The 18,822-nt window shown below is 52.2% G+C and carries 21 protein-coding genes and 1 riboswitch; of the genes, 17 read left to right on the top strand and 4 right to left on the bottom strand.

Annotated features, from left to right (window positions below):
• The first annotated feature begins 21 nt into the window (after window positions 1-21).
• On the top strand, window positions 22-450 hold the full coding sequence (locus tag AB9F29_RS06725; RefSeq protein ID WP_039000742.1) for a peptidylprolyl isomerase: 429 nt from the start codon (window positions 22-24) through the stop codon (window positions 448-450).
• 79 nt (window positions 451-529) lie between these two features.
• Here AB9F29_RS06725 and AB9F29_RS06720 read toward each other — a convergent pair whose 3' ends face one another.
• Genes AB9F29_RS06720 through fabA form a run of 3 tightly spaced genes read right to left on the bottom strand, consistent with a single transcriptional unit; the run spans window position 530 to window position 3,101 of the window.
• The gene (locus AB9F29_RS06720) at window positions 530-1,318 is read right to left on the bottom strand and encodes an enoyl-ACP reductase (RefSeq protein WP_039000743.1); all 789 of its coding nucleotides are present in this window, start codon (window positions 1,316-1,318) and stop codon (window positions 530-532) included.
• A 7-nt stretch (window positions 1,319-1,325) separates the two neighbouring features.
• Entirely contained in the window at window positions 1,326-2,555 is a 1,230-nt protein-coding gene (gene fabB, locus AB9F29_RS06715) for a beta-ketoacyl-ACP synthase I (protein ID WP_039000744.1), read from the bottom strand.
• Window positions 2,556-2,588: 33 nt separating this feature from the next.
• A complete protein-coding gene (gene fabA / locus AB9F29_RS06710) occupies window positions 2,589-3,101 on the bottom strand; it encodes a bifunctional 3-hydroxydecanoyl-ACP dehydratase/trans-2-decenoyl-ACP isomerase (protein WP_369755040.1) in 513 nt (170 codons plus the stop codon).
• Between the two features lie 173 nt (window positions 3,102-3,274).
• Here fabA and irr point away from each other — a divergent pair, with 173 nt between their 5' ends.
• Window positions 3,275-3,712, top strand: a complete 438-nt coding sequence (gene irr, locus AB9F29_RS06705; RefSeq protein ID WP_052274647.1) for a Fur family transcriptional regulator Irr — start codon at window positions 3,275-3,277, stop codon at window positions 3,710-3,712.
• 6 nt (window positions 3,713-3,718) lie between these two features.
• On the opposite strand, the gene AB9F29_RS06700 is transcribed toward irr, so the two are convergent.
• Window positions 3,719-4,588 (bottom strand): hypothetical protein, encoded by an 870-nt coding sequence (locus tag AB9F29_RS06700; RefSeq protein ID WP_369755039.1) that lies wholly within the window; start codon window positions 4,586-4,588, stop codon window positions 3,719-3,721.
• A gap of 122 nt (window positions 4,589-4,710) precedes the next feature.
• Here AB9F29_RS06700 and miaB point away from each other — a divergent pair, with 122 nt between their 5' ends.
• The 15 genes from miaB to trpB all read left to right on the top strand — a co-directional run bounded on the left by miaB (window position 4,711) and on the right by trpB (window position 18,821).
• Entirely contained in the window at window positions 4,711-6,033 is a 1,323-nt protein-coding gene (gene miaB / locus AB9F29_RS06695) for a tRNA (N6-isopentenyl adenosine(37)-C2)-methylthiotransferase MiaB (protein WP_369755038.1), read from the top strand.
• A 228-nt stretch (window positions 6,034-6,261) separates the two neighbouring features.
• A complete protein-coding gene (locus AB9F29_RS06690) occupies window positions 6,262-6,846 on the top strand; it encodes an OmpA family protein (protein WP_335585301.1) in 585 nt (194 codons plus the stop codon).
• 4 nt (window positions 6,847-6,850) lie between these two features.
• A complete protein-coding gene (locus AB9F29_RS06685) occupies window positions 6,851-7,144 on the top strand; it encodes a hypothetical protein (RefSeq protein ID WP_039001551.1) in 294 nt (97 codons plus the stop codon).
• Between the two features lie 117 nt (window positions 7,145-7,261).
• Complete coding sequence (locus AB9F29_RS06680) at window positions 7,262-8,308, top strand: PhoH family protein (protein ID WP_082802165.1); 1,047 nt, start codon at window positions 7,262-7,264, stop codon at window positions 8,306-8,308.
• Window positions 8,292-8,810, top strand: coding sequence for an rRNA maturation RNase YbeY (gene ybeY / locus AB9F29_RS06675; RefSeq protein ID WP_369755036.1), 519 nt, complete (start codon window positions 8,292-8,294; stop codon window positions 8,808-8,810). Before AB9F29_RS06680 ends, ybeY begins: the two co-directional genes overlap by 17 nt.
• 65 nt (window positions 8,811-8,875) lie before the next feature.
• Complete coding sequence (locus tag AB9F29_RS06670; protein WP_039001529.1) at window positions 8,876-9,781, top strand: transporter associated domain-containing protein; 906 nt, start codon at window positions 8,876-8,878, stop codon at window positions 9,779-9,781.
• Entirely contained in the window at window positions 9,774-11,276 is a 1,503-nt protein-coding gene (gene lnt, locus AB9F29_RS06665) for an apolipoprotein N-acyltransferase (RefSeq protein WP_369755035.1), read from the top strand. Before AB9F29_RS06670 ends, lnt begins: the two co-directional genes overlap by 8 nt.
• A 33-nt stretch (window positions 11,277-11,309) precedes the next feature.
• Window positions 11,310-11,358, top strand: a riboswitch (SAM-SAH riboswitch).
• A 4-nt stretch (window positions 11,359-11,362) separates the two neighbouring features.
• Window positions 11,363-12,535: a methionine adenosyltransferase gene (metK, locus tag AB9F29_RS06660; protein WP_369755033.1), complete on the top strand. Its 1,173-nt coding sequence runs from the start codon at window positions 11,363-11,365 to the stop codon at window positions 12,533-12,535.
• Between the two features lie 69 nt (window positions 12,536-12,604).
• A complete protein-coding gene (locus AB9F29_RS06655; protein ID WP_369755032.1) occupies window positions 12,605-13,351 on the top strand; it encodes a tRNA (guanosine(46)-N(7))-methyltransferase TrmB in 747 nt (248 codons plus the stop codon).
• Between the two features lie 84 nt (window positions 13,352-13,435).
• Window positions 13,436-14,053 carry a d(CMP) kinase gene (locus AB9F29_RS06650; RefSeq protein ID WP_369755031.1) on the top strand — a complete coding sequence of 206 codons (618 nt, stop codon included), beginning with the start codon at window positions 13,436-13,438 and terminating at the stop codon, window positions 14,051-14,053.
• 225 nt (window positions 14,054-14,278) lie between these two features.
• Window positions 14,279-15,955 (top strand): 30S ribosomal protein S1, encoded by a 1,677-nt coding sequence (rpsA, locus tag AB9F29_RS06645; protein WP_335585307.1) that lies wholly within the window; start codon window positions 14,279-14,281, stop codon window positions 15,953-15,955.
• A gap of 284 nt (window positions 15,956-16,239) precedes the next feature.
• Window positions 16,240-16,521: an integration host factor subunit beta gene (gene ihfB, locus AB9F29_RS06640; RefSeq protein ID WP_039001524.1), complete on the top strand. Its 282-nt coding sequence runs from the start codon at window positions 16,240-16,242 to the stop codon at window positions 16,519-16,521.
• A gap of 4 nt (window positions 16,522-16,525) precedes the next feature.
• Complete coding sequence (locus AB9F29_RS06635; RefSeq protein ID WP_335585308.1) at window positions 16,526-16,885, top strand: lipopolysaccharide assembly protein LapA domain-containing protein; 360 nt, start codon at window positions 16,526-16,528, stop codon at window positions 16,883-16,885.
• Window positions 16,886-16,894: 9 nt separating this feature from the next.
• A complete protein-coding gene (locus tag AB9F29_RS06630) occupies window positions 16,895-17,593 on the top strand; it encodes a phosphoribosylanthranilate isomerase (RefSeq protein ID WP_335585309.1) in 699 nt (232 codons plus the stop codon).
• Window positions 17,586-18,821, top strand: a complete 1,236-nt coding sequence (gene trpB / locus AB9F29_RS06625) for a tryptophan synthase subunit beta (RefSeq protein WP_335585310.1) — start codon at window positions 17,586-17,588, stop codon at window positions 18,819-18,821. Before AB9F29_RS06630 ends, trpB begins: the two co-directional genes overlap by 8 nt.
• Window position 18,822 lies beyond the last annotated feature (1 nt).

Raw genomic sequence — 18,822 nt, 5'->3', positions numbered from 1 at the left:
TGGATATTGAAAGGGCACGAGATGAAAATAGTTGAAAAGGGCGATAAAATCGCACTTCACTACACGGGTACGCTGGACGACGGGAGTGTTTTTGATACTTCGGAGGGGCGCGGTCCCCTTGAGTTTACGGTCGGAAGTGGCGAGGTGATTGTTGGTCTCGACAAAGAATTGCCCGGTATGAACGTAGGCGACAAAAAGACAATTAAGGCTGTTGCAGAAGAGGCTTATGGCCCCTTGCAAGACAACGCACGCCAACCTGTGCCGCGTGATCAATTCCCTGATGATGTTCCGATGGAAATTGGAACGGCATTGCAAATGCAAACGCCTGAAGGCGGGATTGTCATGGTGACGATTGCAGAAGTTGGTGACGATTCTGTGGTTTTGGATGCGAACCATCCACTGGCCGGTAAGGACCTTACCTTCGCGATTGAACTGGTTTCGATTGCGTAAACAAAAAGCGCCGCTGAGGATCTCAGCGGCGCAATTTTTAAAGTTTTTAAACACTCAAAGGGGTGCTTTTTTAAACTTTTTAAAGATTATCTGGCTGCGGCATGCCGAGCACATGGTAGCCACCATCGACCCGAATTATTTCGCCCGTTGTGCAGGCGCCCCCATCAGATGCCAGATAGACCGCCGTCGCGCCGATGGACTCCAAAGTTGCATTCGCGCGCATTGGGGCGTTGGCTTCGGTTTGACGGAAGGTCGCGCGCGCGCCGCCAATGGCGGCACCCGCGAGCGTTTTCATTGGACCGGGAGAAATCGCGTTGACGCGGATTCCGTCGGGTCCAAGATCGTTGGCAAGATAGCGCACCGCCGCTTCGAGCGCGGCTTTGGCAACGCCCATCACATTGTAGAACGGCGTGACGCGATTTGACCCTTGGTAGGTCAGGGTGAGGATCGTGCCGCCGTCGGTCATCAAAGGGGCTGCGCGGCGGGCCACTTCGATGAGGGAATAACAGCTGATGTCGAGAGTCTTTTTGAAGTTCTCGCGGCTGGTATTTACGAAGCGTCCCGTGAGCTCATTTTTATCCGAGAAGGCAATGGCATGGACGATGAAATCGATCTTGCCCCATTTTGCTTCGAGTTCGGCAAAGGCGCTATCAAGCGAGGCATCGTCGGTTACATCAACATCCACCATGAAGTCGCTGCCGAGGGTTTGGGCGAGGGGAAGTACCCGCTTGCCGAAAGCTTCACCTTGGTAGGTGAAAGCCAGTTCAGCGCCTTCTTCGGACAAAGCTTTTGCAATGCCCCAAGCAATCGACCGTTCGTTGGCGACCCCCATGACGAGGCCACGTTTTCCGTTCATCAAATTCGCCATGTGGCAATTACCCGTGGTATTTGCTCATGACGAGGGTGGCGTTTGTGCCCCCAAATCCAAAGCTGTTGGAAAGGAAGGTATCGATTTCGACGTTCTCGCGCAGAGTTTGGACGATTTCGCCCTCGTTGATTGCGGGGTCAAGTTCGGTGATGTTTGCCGAAGCCGCGATGAAACCCTTTTGTTGCATGATCAGCGAGTAGATTGCCTCATGCACGCCAGTTGCGCCGAGCGAGTGGCCGGTGAGCGATTTGGTTGAAGCCATTGGTGGGGTGGAACCCTCGCCAAATACACGGCGCACCGCGTTTACTTCGGTCACGTCGCCCGCAGGTGTGGAGGTGCCGTGGGCGTTGATGTAATCCACGGAACGGCCCTTCTCGAGGGTGCCGAGCGCCAGTTTCATCGAACGTTCGCCGCCTTCACCAGACGGAGCCACCATGTCGTGGCCGTCGGATGTTGCGCCATAACCTGTGACTTCTGCGTAGATTTTCGCGCCGCGGGCTTTGGCGTGTTCAAGCTCTTCGAGGACGACAACGCCGCCGCCGCCGCCGATGACAAAACCGTCGCGTGTGGCGTCAAACGGGCGAGAGGCCGTTGTTGGGGTGTCGTTATATTTGCTCGACATGGCGCCCATCGCGTCAAACAGACAGCTCAAAGTCCAGTCGACTTCTTCGCCACCACCGGCAAAGACGATGTCTTGTTTGCCAAGTTGAATTTGCTCAACGCCGTTGCCGATACAATGCGCAGATGTGGAGCAGGCGGACGTAATGGAGTAGTTCACGCCCTTGATTTTAAACGGAGTCGCAAGGCAGGCAGAGTTGGTCGAACTCATGCAGCGGGTGACCATGAAGGGCCCCATACGCTTGGGCGCGCCTTTTTCTTTGACGGTCGTGAAGGCCGAGAAGAAGTTTGACGTGGACGGACCACCAGAGCCCATAACGAGGCCTGTGCGCTCGTTAGAAACGTCGGTTGGCTCTAGGCCCGCGTCGGCGATGGCTTGTTCCATCGCGAGGTAGTTATAGGCAGCACCCGGTCCCATGAACCGCAACTGGCGTTTGTCGATGGATTCAGCGAGGTCAATTTGCGGAATGCCCGCAACTTGGCTGCGAAAGCCATTTTCGGCATAGGTTTCTTCGCGAATAATACCCGATTTGCCCGCCCGAAGGGAGGCTTCAACTTCAGCAACAGAATTTCCGATGGGGGAAATAATGCCCATCCCTGTGACAACGACTCTACGCATGGGTGTCCTTTCGTAAGGTTCGGTTTGTTAAGCTTATTCGGCCGGAGCCAAACCAACCTTCATGTTTTTAACTTCGTAAACTTGTTCGCCATCGGCAAAGAGAACGCCGTCAGCCAAGGCAACTTTGATCTTAGCGCGGTCGATAACCTTGGTAAAATCAACTTTATATGTGAGCAATTTGCGGGTGGGGGTTACTTTGCCGGTTAGCTTTACTTCACCTACACCCAATGCCATGCCTTGGCCTGTCATTCCACGCCATCCAAGGTTAAACCCTGTGAGCTGCCAGAGGCCATCAAGGCCGAGGCATCCGGGCATAATCGGGTTGCCAGGGAAGTGGCACTCAAAGAACCAAAGGTCGGGCGTGATGTCGAATTCGGCAACCACATGGCCTTTGCCGTGAAGTCCGCCGTCCGCGCTGATGTCTGTGATGCGATCCATCATCAACATTGGCGGCATTGGTAATTGTGCGTTACCGGGGCCAAAAAGCTCGCCCTCTGCGCATTTTATAAGATCTTCTTTGTCGAAGCTGCTCGGAAAATTAGCCATTCGGCCTTGCCCCCATATATTGTGTGCCAATTGTACACTTCTTCTTTACCATCCCGCTACTTAGGCTGGCAAGGGTTCGCACAATATACGTGTTTATGTCCGCATAAAAAAAACCTGTTTGAAAATTACTGTAAAAACCCCTTATATGGTGGGGAACTTAGTCAAAGGCACCTATGGAAACCGCGGCACCTCTTCTTACACCGGACTCAAAAGAGATAAGTTCTTTGTGGTTGTCCTGTGCTGGCTTGCGTCCAACGCGCCAGCGCCTCTCGTTGGCAGAACTCTTGGTTGGCGATGGCAATGATCGCCATGTAACCGCAGAGAGCCTGTATGAATCCGCGAGTGAGGCGGGCGAAAAAGTGTCTCTTGCGACGGTCTACAATACGTTGAAAGCGTTTTGTGAAGCGGGGCTGTTACGCGAAATCATCGTGGATGGTTCAAAAAGCTATTTTGACACCAACATGAGTGATCACCCGCATTTCTTCTGGGAAGATGAAGCTATTTTGACGGATGCCCCCAAAGAGCAACTGGTTTTGGCGCAAATTCCCGATGCGCCAGCGGGGGCCGAAATCTCCAAAGTTGATGTGGTTATTCGGTTGCGCAGAAAATAGCGGTTGCTAGAACCACTGACCGGGTTCCATCAGGCCTAGATCCATAAGTTGTTGGCCATGCCATTTAAAGGGTATGGAATTGTGCCATTTAAAGGTGTCAATTTCGATTGATGAGCCAGGGTTGAGTTTCAACGCCTTCGCGACCCGAAAACTGCAAACAGCCGCCGTAAGATTGTGATGCCATGGGCAAGCATAGGTGTTGTATTCTTCATCAGAGAAGGTGTGATCCTCGCGGAGTTTGAGTCCTGCTTTTGCCCGAAAGATTGAAATTCGGTCTATTTTGCGGTTTTTCACGGGAATGTGTTCTTCGAACCGCCATCTTAAGCCGCCAAAGAAATCGAGTTGGCGTTCTTTTGGGTGGTTGTGAGTGGCGGCGTCCGCACGGGCGAGGGCGTAATAGCCCGATTTATCGATATGCGCCCCTTCGAGGGTGACGGCATTGGGGAATTTTTCCAAATCAAGGGCGTATAAATCGACAACATAGGTCAGCATGGAATCGCGCCGCTCTTCTGTATGATAGGCGAGCATTTCGCCAATCGTGCGGTTTTCTGAAAAGGGAAAAAAGAGGTACTCAGCGTTATAGCAGTAGTAAATCCATTGCCCGATGGCCGCGTCATTGACGCGATTTACAATTGTCTGGGTTGCGTTTTTTTCGAACAAATTGGCGGTGATGCAATGGACTTTTTCTTTGAATTCGACGGGAAGTTCCAATCCGCGAGGCGCGAACAGCAAGACCGTTTTAAAACCAAGGGCAAGGTGATGGCGAATCGTCGTATCAACTTCAACAAGGTCTTCCATAAGAAGAATTGCGATCGGCCCTTTGGTCAAAGCATCGCCATTATTTTGTAGGAATTCCTGAAGGTTAGAATATTGCATGACGCTGCCCGTATTGTTTTCCTCAATTTCTGCGAATTCTCTTGTTATTGCAAGCGTTGCAGGTGCGCTCATAGTTGTGTAGGGACACAGAGTTACTCCCCGATGAATCCATGAGGCCTGTTATGTCTGTTCCAAAGAAGCTGTTTATCAAAACATATGGTTGCCAGATGAACGTCTATGACAGTGAGCGCATGGCGGAGAGTTTGAGTGGCGTTGGCTATGAAACGACCGATGATGCGGCCTCTGCCGATATGATTATGCTCAACACCTGTCACATTCGCGAAAAAGCTGCCGAGAAGGTCTATTCGGAACTTGGGCGCTTGAAGGTTCATAAGGAAAACAATCCGAACCTCAAAATCGCGGTTGCTGGATGTGTGGCGCAGGCCGAGGGCGCAGAAATCGTCCGTCGTCAGCCAGCTGTGGATCTTGTTGTTGGACCACAAAGCTATCACCGCCTGCCCGAAATGGAGGCGCTTATTCGCCAAGGCAAGCGCGCGCTTGATACGGATTTTCCCGAAGAAGATAAATTCGAGAAACTGCCCAATCGCCCGAAAGCAGCACGTGGTCCTACGGCGTTTCTGACCGTCCAAGAGGGCTGTGACAAGTTCTGCGCATTTTGCGTAGTGCCTTATACACGCGGCGCAGAAGTGAGCCGCCCTGTGGATCGTATCCTGACGGAAGCGCGTGATTTGGTCGAACGTGGGGTGCGTGAAATCACCCTATTGGGGCAAAATGTGAATGCTTATCATGGCATTGGGCCGGATGGTGACACGACGCTCGATAAGCTGATTTGGGCGTTGAACGATGTCGATGGTTTGGAGCGTATTCGCTTCACCACGAGCCACCCAAACGACATGACGGATGCCCTGATTGCCGCCCACGGCGAATGCGAAAAACTGATGCCGTATCTGCATCTTCCTGTGCAAAGTGGCAGTGACAAAATCCTCAAACGGATGAATCGCAATCACACGGCCGAGAGTTACCTTAAGGTGATCGAACGCATTCGGGCGGCGCGTCCGGATATTCTTCTTTCGGGTGATTTTATCGTGGGCTTCCCTGAGGAGACCGAAGCCGATTTTGAGGCAACGATGGAGCTTGTACGGCAAGTGCGTTATGGCCAAGCCTATTCGTTCAAATACTCCTCGCGGCCCGGAACGCCAGCGGCGGAACGCCCCCTTGTTGACGTCGCTGAAGCCAATGATCGTTTGCAACGTTTGCAAGCGTTGTTGAGTTCGCAACAATACGCGATTCAGGATGAGATGGTCGGGCGGGACGTCAGCGTTTTGTTTGAACGGGAAGGGCGTATGGAGGGGCAAATGGTTGGAAAATCCGAGTATTTGCATGCCGTTCACGTGACGGCTCCGAACGCCAAACGTGGGGATATCGCGCGGGTGAGAATCATCAACACAGAGCGCAACTCCCTCGGCGGAAAATTGCTCGACTAGGGCGGCGTTGCCGTGCTTTCAACGTTGGGTTGAGAGGAATAGCGGAAACCGTTTCTCGGACAGGGCTAGTCTTGGAATTTGCTCGCAACTGTTTCTTGTGTCTCCACAGTATTCCCATTGTCTGCTTTCAAAAAACCTAAATATTGATAAAGTTCCTTTAGGTTTTATAAGCACCTAAAGTGGTATCACAGTATTCTTCTGTGCTGCGTTTCACAAAAAGGGACGGGAATGATAAGTAGAATTTTTATAAGCGCTTTGCGCGTAGTGGTCGTCGGGATTGCGATTTTCGGAGTGAGCGTTACCGTACCTAATGGCGCGTCGGCTCAAAACACGATCAAAACGGATCGCTATAAGCCTGCGTTGGGTGTTACGCCGGATGGTTGTCAGGTTTGGATGATCGATGACGGCTGGGAAGGCTATGCTTGGAACCGGACAGACCGCGACGGAAAGCCAATTTGTGGCGAAACTGCCGTTTGTTTTAGTGAGCCTTCCGATAATCTATTCACAACCGCGAGTGGTAATTTGCGCCCAGGTCAGCGCGAGCGTTTGACCAAGTTTTTCAAACAAGAGGGCGTGTATTCATACGCAATCAACGGTTACACAGACTCGCGCGGATCTTATGAGTCCAACATCAAACTTTCTGGCTGGCGGGCGAAAACTGTTGCTGAGGTTGCCCAAGCGGCTGGTGCAAAGGTAACGGCCATTCGAGCACTTGGTGAACAATATCCGCGTGCGGCAAATAATACATCCGCAGGGATGCAACAAAATCGCAGGGTGGAAATTTTCTGTCACCGAAACATCGGGGGGTATTAATCTGATGGCACTTAAAGGTTTTACTCTTGTTGCGGCAGTAGCTGTCGCCGTTTCGGCTTGTACGCCAAAGACTGATCAATCGGTCGACCGCTTTATTGATTCCGGTTCCCTTGCAAGTAAAGTTAAATGGGGTGTCTATGTAGATCCAGATGGGTGCGACACTTGGATCGCCGATGACGGAATCGAAGGGTACGCGGTTGCGCGATTGGAACCACGTACCGGCGCACGCGTTTGCTCGGGCGTATTGCCGGTTGGCGAGGCTGCGGGCCATAATGGTGGTCGCTCCGACCCAATTTAGATAAATCGTTTAGCGAATTTAATGGCCATCGTGTAAACACGGTGGCCGTTTTTGTATCAGAATCGTGAAACTTGTTTCTGACCCCTTGCACCCTAGGCCGCAAGTTGGCAACATTGAATGGAACACAGTCCTAGGGAGTCCTTTTTGGGAACAAAATCCTCGCAACGCCCGATAGCCGGTGACGCAGTCACTAGAATTCACGTTGAATTTCCTGACAATCGTTTGCTGATAAGTCTTTGTGGTCCGTACGATAGCCATTTGGCGAAAATTGAAACTGACTTAACAGTTCAGATCGTTCGCCGCGGCAATCATCTTGATATTATGGGCGAGCCCGATTCCATAGAAAAAGCCAAGGATGTTCTCTCGTCGCTATATTTGCGTCTAGAAGGCGGCGGCGATGTTGAAAGCGGCCAAATAGATGGTGAAATCCGCATGGGGGGAGCTGATAAAGGAACTGGTGTCCTCACTGGAGACCAGCTTGAGTTATCTGTTGGCGATAAGGTAGAGATCAAAACGCGTAAGAAGCTCGTTGAGCCCAGAACTGAGGCGCAAAAAGCCTATGTTAAGTCGCTGTTTGACAATGAGCTTGTTTTTGGGATCGGACCTGCAGGGACGGGGAAAACATATCTGGCGGTGGCCGTCGGGGTGAATATGTTTATCAACGGGCATGTAGATAAAATAATCTTGTCGCGGCCTGCGGTCGAAGCTGGCGAAAAATTGGGCTATTTGCCTGGCGATATGAAAGATAAAGTCGATCCATATATGCAACCGCTTTACGACGCGCTCAATGATTTTTTGCCTTCAAAACAAGTGGCTAAGCTGATTGAGGACAAAAAGATTGAGATTGCTCCCTTGGCCTTTATGCGCGGGCGCACATTGTCCAACGCTTTTGTTGTTTTGGATGAGGCACAGAATGCGACGACGATGCAAATGAAGATGTTCCTTACCCGTCTAGGGCAGGGGAGTCGCATGGTGATTACGGGTGACCGCACACAGATCGACCTTCAGCGAGGGATCAAAAGCGGCTTGAGAGAAGCAGAAGAATTGTTGAAGAATATCCAGAAAATCGATTTCAATTACTTCACGTCCAAAGATGTTGTGCGCCATCCGTTGGTTGCACGCATTATTGAGGCCTATGAAAGTTCCGATGAAACAAATCGTTGATATTACGACGGAAGACGCACGTTGGGATGATGTTGGGATTGAGGAATTGGCGCAGCGCGCTGCGGCGGCGACTCTTGGCTTCCTCAAAATCTCCGATGGGTTTGAGATCAGCCTTCTGGCCTGCGATGACAATCGTATTGCGGAATTGAATTCGGAGTTTCGCGATAGAGGCGACGCGACGAATGTATTATCGTGGCCGAGCGAAGAGCGAGCTGCGGAAATCGATGGGGAATCGCCAGAAAATCCAGAACCGGATTCGCAATCCGCAGATTTTGGCATGCCGGATGAGTTGGGCGATATTGCGATTTCGTATGACACCTGTGCGCGTGAAGCTGCCGATGAAAGCAAGCCAATCAACCACCATGTAACCCATTTGATTGTGCACGGAGTCCTTCATTTGTTGGGTTACGATCACATTCGCGAAAAAGATGCGGATTTAATGGAAGGTTTAGAGCGCGACATACTTGAAACTTTATCTATTCCAGACCCATATAAAACATAGTATTAACTATTTTTCGTTAACGAAGCATATGTGCACATTCGTACTATGTATTTTGGAAAGGGCCCATGGGCGACACTCAATCAATCGATGGAGGGAGCGAAGACTCCTCTAGCGCAGCGCAGAGCGCGCAAACTGAAGAAATCCCTCCGGAGACACGCGGCTTTTTTAGCCGCATCGTTGGCGCCCTGAGCCCGACAGAAGAAACCCAGATCGTTGATAGTCCAACGGATGTGCCGCGAACGCCGGCGCAATCTGGCGGTGGCATGATCAATTTACGGCGCCTTAACCTCGAGGATGTAGCTATCCCCAAGGCGGAAATCGTTTCTGTTCCAAAAGACATAGACAAGGACGCATTGGTGTCCCTGTTTCGCGAGTCCGGATTGACGCGCTTACCTGTTTTTGACGGTACATTGGATACGCCCATTGGCCTGATCCACCTCAAAGACTTGGCGCTTCAGCATGGGTTCAATGGCGACCGCTCCAAAAAGTTTGCGTTAGAGCCCCTTTTGCGGCCCCTTATTTTCGCGCCGCCCTCAATGCCGATCGGCGTTTTGCTGCAAAGAATGCAGAGTGAGCGGCGCCATATGGCGTTGATTATTGATGAATATGGTGGAGTCGACGGATTAGTCACCCTTGAGGATTTGATCGAGCAAGTTATTGGCGAGATCGAAGACGAGCATGACATCGAAGAAGACACCTACTGGAATTTGGAAAAAAATGGCTGCTATTTGGTGCAGTCACGCACTCCGCTTGAGGATTTTGAAAACGAGATCGGCGTCGATTTGCGGTCGGTCGTGGATGAGGACGAAGTTGATACCCTTGGCGGGCTTGTTTTTCTTTTGTCGGGACATGTTCCGTCCCGCGGAGAGGTTGTGCGCCATCCCAATGGGGTTGAGTTTGAAATCGTCGATGCCGATTTGCGTAAGATAAAACGCTTGCGGGCGCGGATCGTTGAACCTGTGGATGGCTAGCATTTTGCGGCCTTCCGCGTTTAAGGCAACATTGCTTTTTGGGGCATTGGCTGGGGGCGCAATGGCGCTGGGCCAAGCTCCGTTCTCGCTTTGGTGGCTCGCGGTTCTTGGCATCCTTGGCGTCTTTTATCTAAACCTCCGAGTCTCCACTCCGTTACAGGCAGCCCTTTTGGGCTGGCTTGTCGGGACGGTCTATTTCGCGGGATCGCTTTATTGGATCATGGCGCCTTTTCAGGTCGACGCGGCACGCCATGGTTGGATGGCTCCATTCGCGCTTGTTTTTCTTTCTGCAGGATTGGCGCTCTTGTGGGGTGCTGGATTTGGATGGGCGAAATGGAGAACGCGTGCGCCGGGCTTGGCGTTAGCGCTTGGCTGGGGCGCTGCCGAAATGTTGCGTGGATATCTGTTTACCGGCCTGCCTTGGGGCCTTGTAGGCTATATTTGGGTGGACACACCCGTTGCGCAGCTTGCCTCAATCATTGGGCCGTACGGCCTGACGTTCCTAACATTTCTCGTTTTGGGCGGGGGCTTTGGCCTCGCTGGGCGGCAAAAATGGGTGGCGCTTAGTGGCGCGGCATTTGTTGCTGTTATTGCTGTCGTATTTGGCGCTTCGCAACTGTCGAAGGGGTCATCCCTTCGTTCGGATGCTCCCATTATTCGCCTTGTGCAAACCAATGCCGCGCAGCGTGAAAAATGGCAATCAGGCAAAATCTCTTTGTTTTGGGAGCGAAATCTCGCGCTTACGGCGCAAAATTCTGACCACAAACCTGATTTGATTGTTTGGCCTGAAACGGCTGTTCCGTATTTGATGGAGCAGGCGGGCAGGGCCTTTGACGTTATGGTTCAGGCTTCTGGTGGGGTTCCAATTGTCGCGGGAATTCAGCGGGAGGATGGCGATGGTTTTTATAATTCAATGGTCGTTCTTAACGGAGATGGCAGCATCGCGCAGACATATGACAAAAGCCATCTCGTTCCATTTGGGGAGTATATTCCTTTTGGTACGGTGGCCCGAAAACTTGGCCTTTCTGGAATCGCAGACCAGTTGGGTGGCGGATATCAAGCGGGAAGTGGTACGCAACTAATAGACCTTGGTGGGTTGGGGCGCGCGTTGCCGTTAATTTGCTATGAAGCGGTTTTCCCGCGTGATGTACATGTCGCCAAGGATCGGCCTGATTGGATTTTGCATATTACAAATGATGCGTGGTTTGGCAAAAAAGCAGGGCCCTATCAGCATTTAACGCAAGCTAGAATGCGCGCAATTGAACAGGGGCTTCCGGTGGTTCGGGCCGCAAATACAGGGATTTCGGCCGCTATTGACCCGTATGGGCGGGTGATTGATAGTTTACCTTTGGGCGTCGCAGGAGCGCTGGACGTTGCCCTTCCAGCCCCCAATTCTGCCACAGTTTTTAGTAAAACAGGAAATATTCCACTTATTTTCTTTTTCTTTACCCTTATCTTAAGTCTATCAGTGCATAGATACCGACTTTCACGTTGACGCCCATTCATCTCACGGGTAGCGACATTCATCTTTCCCCCACAACGGCTTCCTGAAGTGGCGGGCAACTTTAACTGGAGCAATTCATGTCACGACAAAACTACTTATTCACCTCGGAATCCGTTTCTGAGGGGCATCCAGACAAAGTTTGCGATCGTATTTCCGACGCTATTCTGGACGCATTTCTAGAGCAGGCTCCCGAAGCGCGGGTCGCATGCGAAACATTCGCGACCACCAATCGTGTAGTTGTTGGGGGCGAAGTGCGCGGCCCTCAGGCGGTAATAGACAGTGTTGAGGACATCGTGCGCGAATGCGTTCGTGACATTGGCTACACTCAGGACGGTTTTCATGCGGACACGCTAGAGGTCACCAACCTTTTGCATGAGCAGTCCGTGGATATTTCCATGGGCGTAGATGCGTCGGATGACAAAGAAGAAGGTGCTGGGGATCAGGGGATTATGTTCGGCTATGCCGTGGATGAAACCGAAGTCCTTATGCCTGCGCCAATTCATTATTCGCACGCTATCTTGGCCCGTTTGGCGCAGGAGCGTAAGTCAGGCGTTGGACCTGCGGCGGTCTTGGGGCCAGATATGAAGTCCCAACTTTCGCTGCGATATGTTGATGGCCGCCCTATGGGTGCGACCTCGATTGTGCTCTCGACGCAGCATTTGGACGAAACACTTACGTCGCGCGATGTGCGTGCAATTGTTGAGCCGTATATTCGCGAAACACTCCCCGCGGAGTGGATCACGGATGAAACCGAATGGCTGGTGAACCCTACTGGAAAATTCGTGATCGGTGGCCCCGACGGCGACGCAGGTCTTACGGGACGCAAAATCATTGTCGACACATATGGCGGCGCGGCCCCCCATGGCGGCGGTGCGTTTTCTGGCAAAGATCCAACAAAAGTTGATCGTTCTGCTGCTTATGCCGCGCGTTATTTGGCGAAGAACGTCGTTGCTGCGGGGCTCGCGACAAAATGCACGTTGCAGCTTGCTTATGCCATCGGCGTTGCCCGCCCCTTGTCGATTTATGTCGATACGCATGGAACTGGTAAGGTTGAGGAGGCCGCGATTGAGGCTGCCATCGCAAAAGCAATGGACCTAACGCCTCGCGGAATCCGCGAACACTTGAAATTGAACCGCCCGATTTATCAACGCACAGCGGCCTATGGCCATTTTGGGCGGACGCCTGATGCGGACGGCGGCTTTAGTTGGGAAAAAACGGACCTTATTGAGGCGATTAAATCCGCCCTTTAAGCGCACTGCTTGACGGCGGCGATTAAATCACTAGGAAAGGCCCCCAACATAGCTTCGGGGCCTTTTTCTATGAATGATGATCACACTGACGACGCCGATCACATTGGCTCGCATCCCACTGGGGCTCCATGGCGCAATTTCTATGGCCGTTTCAAAGGGAAAACCCTACGCGATTCCCAAGAAGAGTATCTGGAGCAAGACCTCGCTTCGCTTTCCCCTGGTAAAGTGACGTGGGAAGAAAATCCTGATCGCGAGAACCTTGATCTTGAAGCTTTGTTTGGCAAACGGGATGTTTGGCTTGAAATCGGTTTTGGCGGCGGGGAGCATATGGTGCACCAAGCTGTGACTTATCCGGAGGTTGGGATCATCGGTTGCGAACCCTATATCAATGGGGTGGCGATGCTTTTGGGGAAAATCCGAACTGCAGGCGTTGAGAACGTCGCCGTGCATCCGGGGGACGTGCGCCATATGTTTGACGTCCTGCCCGAAGCGTCGATTTCGCGTGCATTTCTTCTGTATCCAGACCCGTGGCCCAAACGCCGCCATCATCGTCGCCGCTTTGTGACGCCCGAACATTTGGCACCTTTGGCGCGCGTATTGAAACCAAACGCGATTTTTCGGGTGGCGACGGATATCCCTGATTATGTGCGCCAGACGATCAAAGAAGTGCCGCTTCAGGGGTTCACATTGCTCAATCCTGACTCCGACACGTGGCAGGATAAATGGGATGACTGGATTTCTACGCGCTATGAGCAAAAAGCGTATCGCGAAGGCCGCAAACCACATTATCTGACGTTTCAGCGCAACGCATCCTAAAGCGAACTTTGGTTTATTTTTCTTTCTTTCAACGCCACTGGCTGTAATACCATTTAGCGGCGAAACAAAAAATGCGGGTAGTTTATGCAATTTACGGTGGCGATTGACGGGCCTGCAGCGGCGGGGAAGGGAACGATTTCCAAGGCTGTGGCCGCGCATTTTGGTTTTGCACATCTGGACACAGGCCTTTTGTATCGGGCCGTTGGCGCGCGCGTTATTAGTGGAGATGAGGCGATTTTCGCCGCGCAGTCCCTCGCTGTGTCTGATCTAGAACAATCAAACCTACGCACCAATGAAGTTGCGCATGCGGCCAGTGAAATTGCGGTTATTCCCGAAGTTCGGGCGGCTTTGTTAGAGTTTCAACGTAGTTTCTCTGCGCGCGACGGGGGGGCCGTTTTGGATGGCCGCGATATTGGCACAGTGATTTGCCCAGATGCAGACGTGAAATTGTTTGTGACCGCAAGTGCGCAAGTGCGCGCCGCGCGTCGGTTTCAAGAATTCTCCCAAACGGGCGTAGAAACCAGCCTTTCTGAGGTTCTTGCGGACGTCATCGCGCGGGATAAACGGGATAGCGAGCGCGCAACCGCCCCTTTGGTCGCGGCCTCGGATGCCGTTTTGATCGACACCAGTGATTTGACCATCGAGGCCGCGACTGCGCGGGCGGTGGCGGCCATAGAAGCGGCACTCCAGTCACAGGCGTAATTGCGCCCTGATATGTGCGAAGCCCTTGCCTGCGAGCAGAAATGCTTCTATATAGCGCGTGTCGATAAGGCGGAATCGCCACGCAGCAGAATATACAGGGTCGGGTAATTTACTCCGGCCTATTTTTGTTGGGTGACCCGTCGCATCGGCCAATTCGTAATCCAAAGACCGGCGGAGACAACCGCACGGCCCGTAAAAAAACTATGTAAAGGAAACTGAGACCACATGGCTCAAATAAATTCTATGGACGAATTCGAAGCTCTTCTTGCTGAAAGCTTCGAAATTGACACACCCGAAGAGGGTTCCGTTGTCAAAGGTAAAGTTATCGCAATCGAAGCTGGCCAAGCCATCATCGATGTAGGCTACAAAATGGAAGGCCGCGTTGACCTAAAAGAATTCGCAAATCCAGGCGAAGCTCCTGAAATCGCTGTTGGCGACGTTGTCGAGGTTTTCCTCGACCGTGTTGAAAACGCCAAAGGCGAAGCTGTTATCTCGCGCGACAAAGCTCGCCGTGAAGAAGCATGGGATCGCCTCGAAAAAGCATACGGTGACGAAGAGCGCGTTGAAGGCGCAATCTTTAGCCGCGTTAAAGGTGGCTTCACAGTTGACCTTGGTGGTGCAGTGGCCTTCTTGCCCGGCTCCCAAGTTGACGTGCGCCCCGTTCGCGATGCGGGCCCATTGATGGGTCTTAAGCAACCGTTCCAGATCCTCAAAATGGACCGTCGTCGTGGCAACATCGTTGTTTCGCGTCGCGCTATTCTTGAAGAATCACGTGCTGAACAACGTGCAGAAGTTATCGGCAAATTGGCCGAAGGCGATGCGGTTGACGGTGTGGTTAAGAACATCACTGAATACGGTGCCTTTGTTGACCTTGGCGGCGTAGACGGCTTGCTCCACGTGACTGACATGGCTTGGCGTCGTGTGAACCACCCATCCGAAATCCTGACAATTGGTGAAACAATTAAAGTTCAGGTTATCAAAATCAACAAAGAGACACACCGTATCTCCTTGGGCATGAAACAGCTCCAAGACGATCCATGGTCCCTCGTTGAAGAACGCTTCCCACTTGAGTCGGTCCACAAAGGCCGCGTAACAAACATCACCGATTATGGCGCGTTTGTTGAACTTGAGCCAGGCGTTGAAGGTCTTGTGCACGTTTCTGAAATGTCTTGGACAAAGAAAAACGTACACCCAGGCAAAATCGTTTCTACTTCGCAAGAAGTCGAAGTTATGGTTCTGGAAATCGACAGTGCAAAACGCCGCGTTTCGCTTGGCCTCAAGCAAACACAGCGCAACCCATGGGAAGTCTTTGCTGAGCAATTCCCTGTTGGCACAAACGTTGAAGGTGAAGTCAAAAACATCACTGAATTCGGTCTCTTCATCGGTCTCGAGGGCGACATCGACGGCATGGTTCACCTGTCAGATTTGACATGGGAAGGCCGTGGCGAAGACGTTATTGGCGACTTCGTTAAAGGCGACGTTGTTAAAGCAGTTGTCACCGAAGTTGACGTTGAAAAAGAACGCATCTCACTGAGCGTTAAAGCGCTCGACGATAGCTTCTCTGGTGCAGTTGAAGGCGTGAAACGCGGCTCCATCATCACCGTTGAAGTAACTGCGATCGAAGAAGGCGGCATCGAAGTCGAATATGAAGGCGCGAAATCCTTCATCCGTCGCTCCGACCTGTCGCGTGATCGTGCAGAGCAACGTCCTGAGCGCTTCAGCGTTAGCGACAAGCTCGACGTTCGTGTAACAAACGTTGATGCGAAAACACGTCGCCTTGGTCTGTCGATCAAAGCCCGTGAGATTGCAGAAGAAAAAGAAGCAGTTGAGCAATATGGCTCCTCGGACTCCGGCGCATCGCTCGGTGATATCCTTGGTGCGGCGCTTAAAGGCGACGAATAATCTTCACATCAATTGATGTATGAATTTGAAACGGCCTCACTTTGGTGGGGCCGTTTTTTTGCGAATCAATGGCTCCCAAAAGTTTGCTGGGCGGGTAAATTTGGAAATTCCGTGCAACCCTAGGTTAAAATTCAGAAAAATCGGACCTTTGGACGCAAACTTGAGCGATTTTTTACCGACAACCCATTGGAAAATCTTTCTCAGACGAGAAATTACCCCTATAGTTGCGGGAACCGGCGCACACTGTCTGCTAGCGCAAATAACCACAACGAGGGGGACTACGGATGATCCGTTCGGAACTGATTCAAAAGATTGCCGATGAAAACCCACATCTCTATCAAAGAGATGTTGAGCGCATCGTGAATACGATTTTCGAAGAGATTATCGAAGCGATGTCTCGTGGCGACCGAGTTGAATTGCGTGGCTTCGGTGCGTTCTCTGTTAAGAAGCGTGATGCGCGCGCGGGTCGCAATCCGCGGACTGGCGAGAGTGTTGCCGTCGAAGAAAAACACGTGCCTTTCTTTAAAACTGGCAAACGTCTCCGAGACCGTTTGAACGGAAAGTAATCCAATGCGTTATTTTCGCTATGCGTTTCTCGCGGCCCTCGGGCTGGTGCTCGTTACAATTGCGCTCGCCAATCGTGCCGATGTTTCGGTTCAAGTCCTGCCAAACGATTTCGCAGCTTTCCTCGGTGTTCAATATGCAGCGCAGTTGCCGCTCTTTATAGTCATTTTTGGCGGGATCGTTGCGGGATTATTGATCGGATTCGTTTGGGAATGGATTCGGGAGTATAAGCAACGTGCCGAGGCGAACCGTACACGCAGAGAGCTTAACGGTTTGCGGGCTGAAGTGGCCCGTTTGAAAGAAGAAAAGGGGGAGCACAAAGATGATGTGCTCGCTCTACTTGAGGATAGTAACGCCACGCGTTAAACCCTACTCATGATACGTATTCAAAACCCAGAAGATGTCGTTTCGCAATCCGCGAGCGATGTGAACGTTAAGATTTGTGGCCTTCGCAATGCGGAGGACATCGCGGCGGCTGTTGAGGCGGGCGCGACCTATATCGGGTTTGTCTTTTTCGAAAAATCCCCGCGCAACGTGTCGATAGATGTGGCGCGTGCGTTGGCAATCGAGGTTCCCGTCGGGGTGGCGAAAGTTGCTTTGACCGTTAATGCCAGCGACAGTTTTCTGGATGAGCTCACGGATAAAGTCCCCTTGGATATGTTGCAACTGCATGGCCGCGAAACACCAGAGCGTGTCACCGAAATTCGGGCGCGCTACGGCCTTCCAGTGATGAAAGCCGTTGGAGTCGCAACGCGTGACGACCTAGAGCAACTCGCCGCTTATGAGGCCGTTGTGGACCTAATCCTTGTCGACGCGAAGCCGTCGCCGGGTTCGGTTTTGCCGGGCGGGAACGGGATGTCTTTTGATTGGCGCCTCCTTGCTGGACGCAGATGGGCAAAGCCTTGGATGTTGGCGGGTGGGCTTTCTGCCCAGAACGTGGCCGAGGCGATAAAATTAACAGGAGCACGTCAAGTTGATGTCTCCTCAGGGGTTGAATCCGCGCCCGGAATCAAGGACCAAGGACTGATCGCCGACTTCGTGCAAGCCGCGCAAAAGGAGCACTACCATGAATGATCTCTTTAATAGTTTTATGAACGGCCCAGACGAAAACGGGCGGTTTGGCGATTTTGGTGGCCGTTTCGTTTCCGAGACGTTGATGCCGTTGATTCTCAGCCTCGAAGAGGAATATGAGCGCGCAAAGACGGACGAAACGTTTTGGGCCCAGATGGACGATTTGTGGAAGCATTACGTTGGCCGTCCGAGCCCGCTGTATTTTGCCGAACGTATGACCGAAGATCTTGGTGGCGCGAAGATTTATCTCAAACGGGATGAGCTTAACCACACGGGCGCGCATAAGATTAACAACGTTTTGGGGCAGATATTGCTCGCGCGACGGATGGGGAAAACACGGATTATTGCCGAGACTGGCGCGGGGCAGCATGGCGTTGCCACGGCGACGGTTTGTGCGCGTTTTGGCCTCAAATGTATCGTCTATATGGGCGCGCATGATGTGAAACGCCAAGCGCCAAACGTGTTTCGGATGCGTCTTCTTGGGGCCGAAGTGATTGCCGTGACATCCGGTCGGGGTACGCTTAAGGATGCGATGAACGATGCGTTGCGCGACTGGGTGACCAATGTAGACGACACGTTTTATTGTATCGGCACGGCGGCTGGGCCTCACCCGTATCCTGCCATGGTTCGTGATTTTCAGTCGATCATTGGCAAGGAAACCCGTGAACAATTGCAAGAACATGAGGGCGAAGGCCGCCTTCCAGACACGTTGATCGCCGCTATTGGCGGGGGATCAAACGCCATTGGTTTGTTCTATCCGTTTTTGGACGATGAAAGCGTAAATATCATCGGCGTCGAAGCTGGCGGTAAGGGTGTGAACGATAAAATGGAGCATTGCGCGAGCCTTACCGGTGGTCGTCCGGGGGTTTTGCACGGCAACCGCACCTATTTGCTTCAGGATGACGATGGCCAAATCCTTGAGGGCTTCTCGATTTCTGCGGGGCTTGATTATCCCGGAATTGGCCCAGAGCATAGCTGGTTGCATGAGATTGGCCGCGCCAAATATGTCGCGATTACAGACAAGGAAGCGCTCGAAGCGTTCCAATATTGCTGTACGCAAGAGGGGATTATTCCGGCTTTGGAACCCTCCCACGCACTCGCGCATGTCATGAAAATTGCACCAACTTTGCCAAAAGACCACATCATCGTGATGAACATGTGTGGCCGTGGCGACAAGGATATCTTCACCGTGGCCAAGGCGCTCGGTTTTGATATGAGCGACGCAGACTAAG

Origin of the sequence: Falsihalocynthiibacter sp. S25ZX9, from assembly GCF_041205405.1 — a bacterium.
GTDB lineage: Bacteria > Pseudomonadota > Alphaproteobacteria > Rhodobacterales > Rhodobacteraceae > Falsihalocynthiibacter > Falsihalocynthiibacter arcticus.
Note: the sequence above shows the minus strand (reverse complement) of the source record. Positions and strands in the feature narration are given on the sequence as shown.